Source organism: Mycobacterium sp. SMC-13 (assembly GCF_045311035.1).
Lineage (GTDB): Bacteria > Actinomycetota > Actinomycetes > Mycobacteriales > Mycobacteriaceae > Mycobacterium.
This window is the reverse complement of sequence record NZ_JBJIAI010000001.1, coordinates 176441-188141: the sequence shown is the minus strand read 5'-3', so window position 1 is coordinate 188141 and position 11701 is coordinate 176441. Positions and strand designations below refer to the sequence as shown.

Annotated in this window: 14 protein-coding genes; 8 read left to right on the top strand and 6 right to left on the bottom strand. The window is 67.5% G+C overall.

Annotated elements, in window-relative coordinates; translation table 11 throughout:
* Nucleotides 1-13: 13 nt before the first annotated feature.
* Nucleotides 14-505 carry a DUF3093 domain-containing protein gene (locus ACJH6I_RS00935; RefSeq protein ID WP_029105317.1) on the top strand — a complete coding sequence of 164 codons (492 nt, stop codon included), beginning with the start codon at nucleotides 14-16 and terminating at the stop codon, nucleotides 503-505.
* A 76-nt stretch (nucleotides 506-581) separates the two neighbouring features.
* On the opposite strand, the gene ACJH6I_RS00930 is transcribed toward ACJH6I_RS00935, so the two are convergent.
* Nucleotides 582-884 (bottom strand): DUF4193 domain-containing protein, encoded by a 303-nt coding sequence (locus ACJH6I_RS00930; RefSeq protein ID WP_029105318.1) that lies wholly within the window; start codon nucleotides 882-884, stop codon nucleotides 582-584.
* Nucleotides 885-1046: 162 nt separating this feature from the next.
* Here ACJH6I_RS00930 and cei point away from each other — a divergent pair, with 162 nt between their 5' ends.
* A complete protein-coding gene (cei, locus tag ACJH6I_RS00925) occupies nucleotides 1047-1697 on the top strand; it encodes an envelope integrity protein Cei (protein ID WP_318984402.1) in 651 nt (216 codons plus the stop codon).
* Here cei and ACJH6I_RS00920 read toward each other — a convergent pair.
* Nucleotides 1694-2545, bottom strand: a complete 852-nt coding sequence (locus ACJH6I_RS00920) for an inositol monophosphatase family protein (protein ID WP_318984401.1) — start codon at nucleotides 2543-2545, stop codon at nucleotides 1694-1696. The genes cei and ACJH6I_RS00920 overlap by 4 nt on opposite strands.
* A 71-nt stretch (nucleotides 2546-2616) precedes the next feature.
* Between ACJH6I_RS00920 and ppgK the strand changes: the two genes are divergently transcribed.
* The 3 genes from ppgK to ACJH6I_RS00905 all read left to right on the top strand — a co-directional run bounded on the left by ppgK (nucleotide 2617) and on the right by ACJH6I_RS00905 (nucleotide 5673).
* Nucleotides 2617-3405: a polyphosphate--glucose phosphotransferase gene (ppgK, locus tag ACJH6I_RS00915; protein ID WP_064984481.1), complete on the top strand. Its 789-nt coding sequence runs from the start codon at nucleotides 2617-2619 to the stop codon at nucleotides 3403-3405.
* A gap of 201 nt (nucleotides 3406-3606) precedes the next feature.
* On the top strand, nucleotides 3607-5031 hold the full coding sequence (locus ACJH6I_RS00910; protein ID WP_406783704.1) for an RNA polymerase sigma factor: 1425 nt from the start codon (nucleotides 3607-3609) through the stop codon (nucleotides 5029-5031).
* Between the two features lie 138 nt (nucleotides 5032-5169).
* A complete protein-coding gene (locus ACJH6I_RS00905; RefSeq protein WP_318984399.1) occupies nucleotides 5170-5673 on the top strand; it encodes a DUF664 domain-containing protein in 504 nt (167 codons plus the stop codon).
* Nucleotides 5674-5728: 55 nt separating this feature from the next.
* Here the strand turns inward: ACJH6I_RS00905 and ACJH6I_RS00900 are convergent, their stop codons facing one another.
* The 3 genes from ACJH6I_RS00900 to ACJH6I_RS00890 all read right to left on the bottom strand — a co-directional run bounded on the left by ACJH6I_RS00900 (nucleotide 5729) and on the right by ACJH6I_RS00890 (nucleotide 9534).
* Nucleotides 5729-7174, bottom strand: coding sequence for a histidine phosphatase family protein (locus ACJH6I_RS00900; RefSeq protein ID WP_318984398.1), 1446 nt, complete (start codon nucleotides 7172-7174; stop codon nucleotides 5729-5731).
* A gap of 276 nt (nucleotides 7175-7450) precedes the next feature.
* Complete coding sequence (locus ACJH6I_RS00895) at nucleotides 7451-9037, bottom strand: histidine phosphatase family protein (RefSeq protein WP_318984397.1); 1587 nt, start codon at nucleotides 9035-9037, stop codon at nucleotides 7451-7453.
* A 113-nt stretch (nucleotides 9038-9150) separates the two neighbouring features.
* The gene (locus ACJH6I_RS00890) at nucleotides 9151-9534 is read right to left on the bottom strand and encodes a DUF952 domain-containing protein (protein ID WP_318984396.1); all 384 of its coding nucleotides are present in this window, start codon (nucleotides 9532-9534) and stop codon (nucleotides 9151-9153) included.
* A 154-nt stretch (nucleotides 9535-9688) separates the two neighbouring features.
* Between ACJH6I_RS00890 and ACJH6I_RS00885 the strand changes: the two genes are divergently transcribed.
* Both ACJH6I_RS00885 and ACJH6I_RS00880 read left to right on the top strand, forming a co-directional pair.
* On the top strand, nucleotides 9689-9880 hold the full coding sequence (locus ACJH6I_RS00885; RefSeq protein WP_212811709.1) for a hypothetical protein: 192 nt from the start codon (nucleotides 9689-9691) through the stop codon (nucleotides 9878-9880).
* Between the two features lie 59 nt (nucleotides 9881-9939).
* Entirely contained in the window at nucleotides 9940-10917 is a 978-nt protein-coding gene (locus tag ACJH6I_RS00880) for a YihY/virulence factor BrkB family protein (RefSeq protein ID WP_212811710.1), read from the top strand.
* 10 nt (nucleotides 10918-10927) lie between these two features.
* Here ACJH6I_RS00880 and ACJH6I_RS00875 read toward each other — a convergent pair whose 3' ends face one another.
* A complete protein-coding gene (locus tag ACJH6I_RS00875; RefSeq protein WP_029105322.1) occupies nucleotides 10928-11164 on the bottom strand; it encodes a DUF3039 domain-containing protein in 237 nt (78 codons plus the stop codon).
* Between the two features lie 50 nt (nucleotides 11165-11214).
* Here ACJH6I_RS00875 and ACJH6I_RS00870 point away from each other — a divergent pair, with 50 nt between their 5' ends.
* Complete coding sequence (locus ACJH6I_RS00870) at nucleotides 11215-11610, top strand: DUF3099 domain-containing protein (RefSeq protein WP_406783588.1); 396 nt, start codon at nucleotides 11215-11217, stop codon at nucleotides 11608-11610.
* The last annotated feature ends 91 nt before the right edge of the window (nucleotides 11611-11701 follow it).

Here is an 11701-nt window from a genome sequence, read left to right as displayed (position 1 = left end):
TACCCTTGGCGGCGTGTCAGACACGCGAGCAGCCACCCAAACCGTCCGCTATCGGGAGCGGTTGACGGTGCCTTTGTGGTGGTGGTTACCGGGTTTCGGGCTGGCGGCCCTGATCGCGCTGGAAGTGGTGCAAGGCGTGTCGGGCGTGCCGGCCTGGGCGCCGTTCGCCGTGCTGCTGCCGGTCGCTGCAGCGACGCTGGTGTGGATGGGGCGCATCGAGCTGCGGGTGGTGAGCACCGGCACCGGGCCGGACGCCGAGACCGAGCTGTGGGTGGGACCGGCGCACATCCCGACGAGCGTCATCTCCCGGTCGGCCGAGGTGCCGCGCTCGGCGAAGTCGGCGGCGCTGGGACGCCAACTGGATCCGGCCGCGTACGTCGTGCACCGGGCCTGGGTCGGGCCGCTGATCCTCGTGGTGCTCGACGATCCGGATGACCCCACGCCGTACTGGCTGGTGAGCACCCGTCATCCCGATCGGGTGCTGGCGGCACTGCAGGGCCGCTAGCAGCCCCATAAGACGCCCAATGGCCGGTCCCCGCACGCATTCGTGCGAGACCGGCCACTGACGTGAACGTGAATCCTCAGGCGGCGCAGTCGGTGCAGATCATCACGCCGTTCTTCTCGCTGGCGAGACGGCTGCGGTGTTGCACCAGGAAACAGCTCGAGCAGGTGAACTCATCGGCCTGCTTGGGCACCACGCGGACCGAGAGTTCCTCGCCCGACAGGTCAGCGCCGGGCAACTCGAAGTTCTCGGCCGAGTCGGTCTCATCGACGTCGACGACGGCGGACTGTGCTTCGTTGCGCCGTGCTTTCAGCTCCTCCAGAGAGTCCTCGGACACCTCGTCAGTCTCAGAACGCCGCGGGGCGTCGTAATCGGTAGCCATGGTCATCCCCTCCGTTACCTTGCAGCAGAGCTTTGTACCAGCGTCGAACGCTTCCGCCAAACGATTCGTGCCCGAAAAGCGCGCCGACTATATGTGATTTGCATCACATAAGCAAGAGGTGGTCGGCAATCATGCAGGGTGCGGTGCATCTAGAGTGCTCATGTGGTCGCACAAATCACCGAGGGCACGGCCTTCGACAAGCACGGTCGGCCGTTCCGCCGCCGCAATTACGTGCCCGCCGCCGTGCTGTTCGCGGTGCTGGCCGTGGCGACGCTCATCGCGTGGCTCGTCGTCGCGAACCAGCCCGCCGAAATCCACCAGGCGATCACCTGCAATCCCCCACCCGCGCCCACCGAGCCGAACCAGCCGAAGCTCGGCGACGAGGTGTCGCAGTCCTCGATGGTCAACGTGGTGCCGGCCAAGCTCGCCGACACCAAGATCAAGGTGCTCAACGCCAGCGGCCAGGGCGGCCAGGCCAGCGAGGTCGCCGGTGAGCTGCGCGACCTCGGATTCGGCCAGCCGGCGGCGAGCAACGACCCGGTGTACGCCAGCACCCGCATGGAATGCCAGGGCCAGATCCGGTTCGGCCCGGCCGGTAAGTCCGCGGCCGCCGCGCTGTGGCTGGTGGCGCCGTGCACCCAGCTGTTCCAGGACCAGCGCCCCGACGACTCCGTCGACCTCGCGATCGGCACCGAGTTCAACGAACTCGCCCACAGTGACGACATCGAGGCCATGCTGGCCAGCCTGAAGCCGGACGCCACGCAGCCGGCAGACACCTCGCTGCTGCCGAAGATCCACAGCGGGACCTGCTAGCGATAGTCGACCCGCTCCAGATGCCCGGTCAGCGCTGCGGCCACGCCGGGCGCCGCGGCGATGACCAGATCGTCGTCGTCCGCACCCGGTGCGGGCAGCCGCACGACGGCGCCCGCCTCCTCGGCGACCAGGGCCGCGGCCGCCCAATCCCACACGTGCACACCGGATTCGAAATACGCGTCGAGCCGGCCGGCGGCCACCATGCACAGATCCAGGGCGCACGACCCGACCCGGCGGATGTCCCGCACCTCGGCCAGCAGCTCGGCCACCGCGCGGGCCTGCTGCCGCCGCCGCTCCCGCGCGTAGGCGAACCCGGTCGCCACCAGCGCCATCGGGAGCTCGTCGATGACGTTGCAGCGCAAGGTTTCCCGCACCCCGTCCCGCGTCGCCACGGCCCCGTGGCCGCGCGCGGCCGAGAACACCTCTCCGGTCGCGGCGTTGGCCACCGCACCGGCGACGGACACGCCGTCGATCTGCACCCCGACCGACACCGCGTAGGCGCCAAGCCCGTACATGAAGTTCACGGTGCCGTCGATGGGGTCGAGCACCCACACCGGCACGCCGGCGGCCGCCCGCGCCGCGCCACCCTCCTCCTCGCCGAGGATCGCGTCGTCCGGTCGCAGCACTGCCAGGCGCTCACGCAACAGCCGCTCGGTCTCGGTGTCGACGACGGTCACCGGATCGGTCGGGCTGCTCTTGGTGCGCACCGCGCCGTCGTCCTGCTGAACGCCGGCGAAAACCTCGGCGCGCCGCCGGCGGACGAAGGCGGCGGCCTCTGTGGCCAACTGCTCGGCGAGTGCGCGCAGTGCAGCAGGTGCGGTGCCACTTCCGGGTTCGCGTGCTGTCATGACACCTATCGCAGCACACGCGGTTAGGGTGTGGGTCGCGCCCTCTTGCCCACCCCCTCCAAGGAGTGCAGATGACCGAGACGCCCACCGCCGCGACCGACGCCTCACAGCATCGAGCGCTGGGGATCGATGTCGGCGGCAGCGGCGTCAAAGGCGGCATCGTCGACCTCGACACCGGCCAGCTGATCGGCGAGCGCTTCCGCCTCCCCACCCCGCAGCCGGCGACGCCCGAAGCCGTGTCGGAGACCGTGGCCGCCGTCGTGCGTGAGTTCGGCTGGACCGGACCACTGGGCGTCACGTATCCGGGCGTGGTGACCGAGGGCATCGTGCGGACCGCGGCCAACGTCGACAGCAGCTGGATCGGCACCAACGTGCGGGACATGTTCGCCTCGCGGCTGGACGGCCAGGACGTGACGGTGCTCAACGACGCGGACGCGGCCGGACTGGCGGAGGAGAAGTTCGGCGCGGGCCGCGAGGTGAGCGGACTGGTCGTGCTGCTGACGTTCGGCACGGGCATCGGCTCGGCGGTGATCTACGACGGGGTCCTGTTGCCCAACACCGAGTTCGGGCACATCGAGGTCGGCGGCAAGGAGGCCGAGCACCGGGCCGCGTCGTCGGTCAAGGAACGCAAGGACTGGTCGTACGAGCGCTGGACCGAGGAGGTCACCAAGGTGCTGGTGGCGGTGGAGAACGCCATCTGGCCGGACCTGTTCATCGTCGGCGGCGGCATCAGCAAGAAGGCGGACAAGTGGGTGCCGCTGCTGAAGAACCGCACCCCGGTGGTCGCCGCGACGCTGCAGAATTCGGCCGGCATCGTCGGCGCCGCGATGGCCGCCGACGGCGCCTTGCATCGCCATTGACGGGCCGTTGACGGCCGCCAACGCTCCGAGACCGGCGCTGATACGGCTTCTGGCCACTATGTCGTTACAATGGTCAACGGCGGCCGCCTGAACGGATAGCGGTGATCATCCGATCGAAGATCGACGCCAATATTCGACAGCCGACGCTTTTCGGTGGCGCATGCCCACGCCACCGTTGTACGAAAGACCGAAAGGGTGGCCGTGGTAGCGACCAAAGCCAGCGAGACAGCCGACGAGCCGGTGAAGCGCACCACCAAAGCCCCCGCGAAGAAGGCCGCCGCCAAGGCTGCGCCGGCCAAGCGTGCCGCCAAGGCACCCGCGAAGAAGGCCGCCGCGAAGGCGCCCGCCAAGCGCGCGGCGAAGGCCGCCACCAAGCCCGAGGACGGTGGCGTCGCTGACGACGTGACCGATGTCGACGACCTCGCCGTCGAACCCGACGAGATCGACGTCGACGACGCCGACCTGGAACTCGACGACGACCTCGAGGCCGACGACGACGTCAGTGACGATGACGACGAGGACGACGCCGAAGAAGGCGAGTCCGAAGCCGAAGCCAACACCGAAGGCACCAAGGCCGCGCCGAAGGCCGCCGACGGCGACGACGCCGACGAGCCGTCCGAGAAGGACAAGGCCTCCGGCGACTTCGTCTGGGACGAGGAAGAGTCCGAGGCGCTGCGGCAGGCCCGCAAGGATGCCGAGCTCACCGCGTCCGCCGACTCGGTGCGTGCCTACCTCAAGCAGATCGGCAAGGTCGCGCTGCTGAACGCCGAGGAGGAGGTCGAGCTCGCCAAGCGCATCGAAGCCGGCCTCTACGCCACGCAGCTCATGTCCGAGCTGATGGAGAAGGGCGAGAAGCTGCCCGCCGCGCAGCGTCGCGACATGCAGTGGATCTGCCGCGACGGCGACCGCGCCAAGAACCACCTGCTGGAAGCCAACCTGCGTCTGGTGGTGTCGCTGGCCAAGCGCTACACCGGCCGTGGCATGGCGTTCCTGGACCTCATCCAGGAAGGCAACCTGGGCCTGATCCGCGCGGTCGAGAAGTTCGATTACACCAAGGGCTACAAGTTCTCGACGTACGCCACCTGGTGGATCCGTCAGGCCATCACCCGCGCCATGGCCGACCAGGCCCGCACCATCCGTATCCCGGTGCACATGGTCGAGGTCATCAACAAGCTCGGCCGTATCCAGCGTGAGCTGCTGCAGGACCTGGGTCGCGAACCCACGCCCGAAGAGCTCGCCAAGGAAATGGACATCACGCCGGAGAAGGTGCTGGAAATCCAGCAGTACGCGCGTGAGCCCATCTCGCTGGACCAGACCATCGGCGACGAAGGCGACAGCCAGCTCGGTGACTTCATCGAGGACAGCGAGGCCGTCGTGGCCGTGGACGCCGTGTCGTTCACGCTGCTGCAGGACCAGCTGCAGTCGGTGCTGGAGACCCTGTCCGAGCGCGAGGCCGGCGTCGTCCGCCTGCGGTTCGGGCTGACCGACGGCCAGCCGCGCACGCTGGACGAAATCGGCCAGGTCTACGGCGTCACCCGTGAGCGCATCCGCCAGATCGAGTCCAAGACCATGAGCAAGCTGCGGCACCCGTCGCGCTCGCAGGTTCTGCGCGACTACCTGGACTAGTCCCCCGCTTCAACGACGACTGCCCCGAAACTCCGGTGTCGGGGCAGTCGTCGTCTGCGTGGGTTCCAGCGGCCGCGTGCGCGACACCCCCGAAAAACCGGAAGCGGGAAAAGTCCTGTGTGTGAAAGGCTTTCGTGCATGCCGATCTCGCAGCACCCGCTGGGCCAGGCCATGCTGGACGTCTCGTCCGAATGCTTCGCCGCGATGGCCGACATCCTCACCGTGCTCGGTGACGACCTCGCCAACCGCCGGCCCGACCTGCCCGGTGCGAACAGCTGCTACGCCATCGTCAACCACTGCATCGGTGTGGTCGACTACTGGGCCGGCTCTTTCATTGCCGGACAACGCATCCCGCGCGACCGCGACAGCGAGTTCACCGCCACCGGGCCGGTCGACGAGCTGCTGGCACGGCTGACGGCCCTGCAGCAGTGCTTCCCCGGCTGGGTCGAGGTGGCGGTCACCGAGGGCATCCGGGACCGCGAGCTGGCCGACGGGGTGCGCGGCGGCACCACGCGCGCCTCGGTGCTGGCCACGGCGAGCCCGGAGTGGACGCTGCTGCACATCCTGCACGACATCGCGCAGCACGTCGGGCACATGGAGATCACCAGAGACCTGCTGCTGGCCGCCCGCTCGGACAGCTGACACGAATCGGCCCCCTCCTCCGCGGAGCAGGGGGCCGATCGCGCGACGGTGACCGTCAGTCGGTGCCGGCCGCGCCGGCAGTGGCGTGCGCCTTTGCCGCGTCGGCCTTGGCGGCCGCCTTCTCGGCAGCCGCGGCCTTCTTGGCGTCGGCCTTGGCCTTGGCTGCCGCCTTCTTCTCCTCTGCCTTGGCCTTGGCAGCGGCCTTCTTGGCTTCGGCCGCAGCCTTCTTCGCCTCGGCCTTGGCCTTGGCGGCCTCGGCCTTGGTGGGCCCGTCGACCTTGGCCTGGTCGGCCTGTTTGTCGTCGGCCTTGGCGTTCGCGTCGACCTTCACCGCGTCGCCCTTGACCTCCGCAGGCTTGACCTCGGCAGCCTTGGCATCGGAAGCCGGAGCGTCCGCCACCTTGGCCGGCGAGTCGCCCGCCTGCGCCGCGGCCGGGGCCTTGGCCGCAACCGGAGCCGGAGCCGGACCCGAGAACGCGGCCGGCGACACCGCTGCACCCGAGTGCGCAGCCGGAGCCTCGGTGCCGGCCGCAGGCGCCGGCGGGTGCAGCTTCTTCTGCAGGTTGTTGATGGCCGTGGTGACCCCGCCGATGACCTGGGCATTGATGGCGCGCGCGAACTTGGCCGTCGAGAACAGCGCGTCGGCCGCACCATGGTTGATCGCGGTCAGGATCTTGCCGACGTCACCGGTCTTGAACGCCGTGGCGACGTCCTGCACCACACCGCCGAGCTGACGGGTCAGGGTGCGGACCTGCGTCAGCACCTGCTCGATCGGGCCCTTCTGCATGCCGGCGATCTCGACGCCGTTCCAGTTCACCAGGTTCCAGCCGACCTCGGGGTTGCCCTCGACGACGACGTAGTTGGTGTTGGACAACGGATGCTGGGTGAACAGCATGATCTTCTGCTCGACGCTCAGATTCTTGGCGTTCATCATCGTCCAGATCATGATGGTGCCGCCGTGCGAGAACACCGCCGCATTGCGGTCGCCGTTGTCGTAGATCGTCTGCAGCGCACCGTTGACACGGTCCTGGAACTGATGTCCGTTGAGGCCCGTGGTGCTACCCGGTGCGCTCGGGATGAACGCGTCCAGGTTCGGGGTGATCGGGTTGAAGCTGACGTTCGGCGGCGGGGTCACCGACAGACCCGCCCACGCCAGCGGAGCCGTCAGGTAGCCGAACAGCGCTGCCCGTTCGGGCGTGCCCTCGTACATGCCGGCTTCGATCTCCTGGATGCCCGGCAACACCGTGATCGGCAGACCCAGATACTGCGACATGGGCACGGCCGTCTGCTGCGTCCGGACCATCGTCGAGGCGTAGATCGCGTCGTAGTTGTTGTCGCCGAGTTTGGCCGCGATGTCCTTGGCCTGCTGCTGGCCGAGGTCGGTCAGCGTCGGCCCGGGTGTCGAGGTGTCACCGACCCCCGACAGGTTGCCGTACGACTGACCGTGCCGGATGAACGTGATCGTCATGTTCTCGGCTGCCCATGCCGGCAGCGCCGACATGACCAGAAGGGCGCCCGCGGTCAGAGCGACACCGAGTCCCTTCAGCCCACGCGCGCGACGACGATGTCCCGCGCCTGAATTTGTGTGGTTAATGATGTCCTCACTGTCTCGGGGGATATTTACCCGCGCGGCAGTGCCAGCCCGGTAATGGTGATACAGGCCACAATCCCGGCCAGTGGACAGGTTTCGTCACAATTGACGAAACTTCGACGACGCAAATCGGCCCCCTTCCCGAGGGAGAAGGGGGCCGATCTGTGGTTACCCGACAGCGAGCTGTCAGTCGGCGCTTCCAGCGCCTGCGCCGGCAGTGGCCTTCGCAGACTCTGCCTTGGCCTTCGCCTCAGCCTTCTTGGCCTCGGCGGCAGCCTTCTTGGCGTCAGCCTTGGCCTTGGCCTCCGCCTTCTTGGCCTCGGCGGCAGCCTTCTTCTCCTCGGCCTTGGCCTTGGCAGCGGCCTTCTTGGCCTCGGCCGCAGCCTTCTTGGCGTCAGCCTTGGTCTTGGCCTCGTCGGCTTTGGCCTGGCCCTCCGCCTTGGCGGCATCGGCGCCGGCCTTGGCGTCGTCGGCCTTGGCTTGCCCCTCCGCCTTGGCGGCGTCGGCGTCGGCCTTGGCCTCGTCGGCCTTGACCTGACCGTCAACCTTGTTGTCCGACGCCGGAGCGTCGGCAACCTTGGCCGGCGAGTCGCCCGCCTGCGCCGCGGCCGGAGCCTTGGCCGCAACCGGAGCCGGAGCCGAGAACGCGGCCGGCGAGACCGCAGCACCCGAGGTCGGGGCGGTGGTCTGCGTGCCCGCAGCCGGAGCCGGCGGGGCCAGCTTCTTCTGCAGGTTGTCGATGGCCGTGGTGACCCCGCCGATGACCTGGGCGTTGATGGCCCGGACGAACTTGGCCGTCGAGAACAGCGCGTCCGCGGCACCGTGGTTGATCGCGGTCAGGATCTTGCCGACGTTTCCGGTCTGGAACGCCGCGGCGACGTCCTGCACCACCGAGTTGAGCTGACGCGACAGCGTGCGGACCTGCGTCAGCACGTTCTCGATCGGGCCCTTCTGCATGCCGGCGATCTTGACGCCGTTCCACTCGACCAGGTTCCAGCCGTCCTCGGGGTTGCCCTCGACGACGACAACGCCCGTGTTACCCAGCGGATGCTGGGTGAACAGCATGATCTTCTGTTCGGCGCTCAGGTTCTTGGCGTTCATCATCGTCCAGATCATGATGGTGCCGCCGTGCGAGAACACCGCGGCGTTGCGGTCGCCGTTGTCGTAGATCTTCTGCAACGCGCCGTTGACCCGGTCCTCGAACTGGTGACCGTTCAGACCGGTGGTCGGATCGGCCGCGGACGGGATGAACGCGTCCAGGTTCGGGGTGGTCGGGTTGAAGGCGATGTTCGGCGGCGGCGTCACGGTGATGCCTGCCCACGCCAGCGGTGCCGTCAGGTAGCCGAAGATGCCCGCGCGCTCCGGGGTGCCTTCGTACTTGCCGGCTTCGATCTCCTGCAGACCCGGCAACACCTGGATCGGCAGACCGAGGTACTGCGACAACGGCGTCGCCGTCTGCTGCGTCCGAACCATCGTGGACGCGTAGATGGCATCGAAGTTCCGGTCGCCCAGCTTGGCCGCGATGTCCTTGGCCTGCTGCTGACCGTCCGGCGTCAGGACCGGGCCCGGCACCTGGGTGTCGATGTTGCCCGACGTATTGCCGTACGACTGACCGTGCCGGATGAACGTGATCGTCATGTTCTCGGCCGCCCATGCCGGCAGCGCCGACATGACCAGAAGGGCGCTCGCCGTCAGTGCGACACCGAGTCCCTTCAGTCCTCTTGCGCGACGGCGCTTACCCGTCGCGTCTTCAGAATTCGTGTGGTTGATCATGTCCTCACCGTGTCGGGGATATTTACGCGCGCGATCGTGTCAATCCCCGGACGGTGACTCGGGCCACAATCCCGATGAGTGGACAGATTTCTCACACTGTCGTTCATTTTCCGTTAACCAACGGCGCCGGCCCCGAAATTTGCCGGCAGAACTGGGAAAACGCCCTCGGCGTCAGGCCGGTAGGGCACGGTGCGCGTCACCGCGCCGGCGGGCAGGGCACCGTACAGATGCGGGAAGAGCATCGAGGCCGGATCCGTCGGCACCCCGGGCTCCCAGCGAACCGGCGACCCCAGCAGGTCCGGGTCACAGACCAAGAGCAGCAGGTCGGACTGCCCGCGGTAGAGCCGATTGGCCGGCAGGTGGACCTGTTCCGGAGCCGACAGGTGCACGAACCCCACCTCGTCGAGTGAGGGTGGTCTGAGCTCGCCATCGAACTGGGCACGCGCCCAATCCGTTTCACTACACAGATGGACCAGGACTGTGGGCGCGGCGATCATGCGGTCAGCCTGCCGCGCCCGCAACTCCAACGATAGGTGAGACACGACACACCCGTGAACACCTGGGGAACAACGCTGGAATCCAAATCGTCTGAGAGAGTAGAGATGTGTAACCGGCAAAGCGCCCAGGCGGCGACGAGCAGAAGGAGGCGCCATGAACGCAACTCTGACGGGCCCGGCACTGACACGGGCCGACCGCTGTGACCGGTGCGGCGCTGCCGCCCGCGTTCGCGCTACCCTGCCGTCCGGCATGGAGCTCCTGTTCTGCCAGCACCACGCCAACGAGCACGAATCCAAGCTGGTCGAGCTCGCCGCCGTGCTGGTGGTCAGCGCCGAGACCGAGTGACCCGCCGGCCACCTCAAATACGGTCCTGATGGGATCTCTTCGGTAATGCTGGTCTGGTCATGAACGACCAGACGAAGCCGATCAAGCCGACACGTCACCACGTGTTACGGGTCATCCGACGCGCACTGTCGAAAAGCTGGGACGACTCGATCTTTTCCGAGTCGGCTCAGGCTGCGTTCTGGTCGGCACTGTCCCTACCGCCCTTGCTGCTGGGCATGCTGGGCAGCTTGGCGTACGTGGCGCCGTTGTTCGGCCCCGAGACGCTGCCGATGATCCAGGAACAACTGATCGGGACGGCGAAGAACTTCTTCTCGCCGAACGTGATCAACGAGATCATCCAGCCCACGGTCCGCGACATCGCCGTGGGCGCCCGCGGCGAGGTGGTGTCCCTCGGGTTCGTCATCTCGCTGTGGGCGGGCTCGTCCGCGATCTCGGCATTCGTCGACGCGGTCGTCGAGGCCCATGATCAGACGCCGTTGCGCCACCCGGTGCGGCAGCGTTTCTACGCGCTCGGGCTGTATCTCGTGATGCTGCTGTTCGTGATCGCGACGGCCCCGGTGGCCGCCATCGGACCGATGAAGATCGCCCAGCACATTCCCCAGACCTGGTCCAACGCGATGAAGTACGGGTACTGGCCCGCGCTACTGCTGGGCATCGTGCTGGCCGTGACCGTGCTGTATCGCGTTGCGCTGCCCCAACCGCTGCCAACCCATCGGCTGCTGTTCGGCGCAGTGCTGGCGACCGTGGTCTTCGTGGTGGCGACGGTGGGCCTGCGGTTCTATCTGACCTGGATCACCGCGACCGGCTACACCTACGGCGCGCTCGCGACGCCGATCGCGTTCCTGCTGTTCGCCTTCGCGCTGGGTTTCGCCATCATGATCGGCGCCGAACTCAACGCGGCGATCCAGGAGGAATGGCCGGCGCCGGACACCCACGCCCGACGCCTGCGCGAATGGCTCGAAGAAAAGGCCGAGACCCTCACGGGCGATCAGCCCGCCGATCAACCCGCCGAGCGGGTGGCCGAGCCGCCGGCCTGACCGGTTGCGGCTATTTCTTCATCTGTTCGTAGATGCGCTTGCAATCCGGGCACACGGGCGACCCGGGCTTGGGTGACTTGGTCACCGGGAACACCTCGCCGCACAGCGCGACGACATGGGTGCCCATGACGGCACTCTCGGCGATCTTGTCCTTCTTGACGTAGTGGAAATGCTTAGGTCGGTCGTCGTCCGTACCGTCGTCGACCTGTTCATCGGAATCGGTGCGTTCGAGGGTGTCGGTCTGCATGGATTCATTGTGGCACCTCAGGCGAACCGGTCGCGGCGGCACTGAGCCAGATGTGGGACAGTGGAGGTATGAAACACGGCCCTGAGCTGAGTTTCGACGACGACGGTCGGCCGGTCCTCATCACTCGCGCAGCACCCGCCTATGAGGAGCAGCACCGCGCGCGCGTCCGTCGCTACCTCACCATCATGTCGTTCCGCGTGCCGGCGCTGTTGCTGGCCGCACTGGCCTACAGCATCTGGCACAACGGCCTGATCTCGCTGGGCATCCTGATCGCATCCATTCCCCTGCCGTGGATCGCGGTGCTGATCGCCAACGACCGCCCGCCGCGCACCGCGCAGGAACCGCGCCGCTACGACGCGGCCCGCCGGGCGCCGATGTTCCCCACTGCCGAACGGCCCGCGATCGAGGACCGGCACCCAGTCATCGACGGCGATATCGAGTCTTGACCTCTACCTGAGTTTCCTTCTTTCTCCTTTCTAAGGACATTCTCAGGTCGACCTCGAAAAACCGCTGGTCAGAGGCCATGAGCCGAGAGGG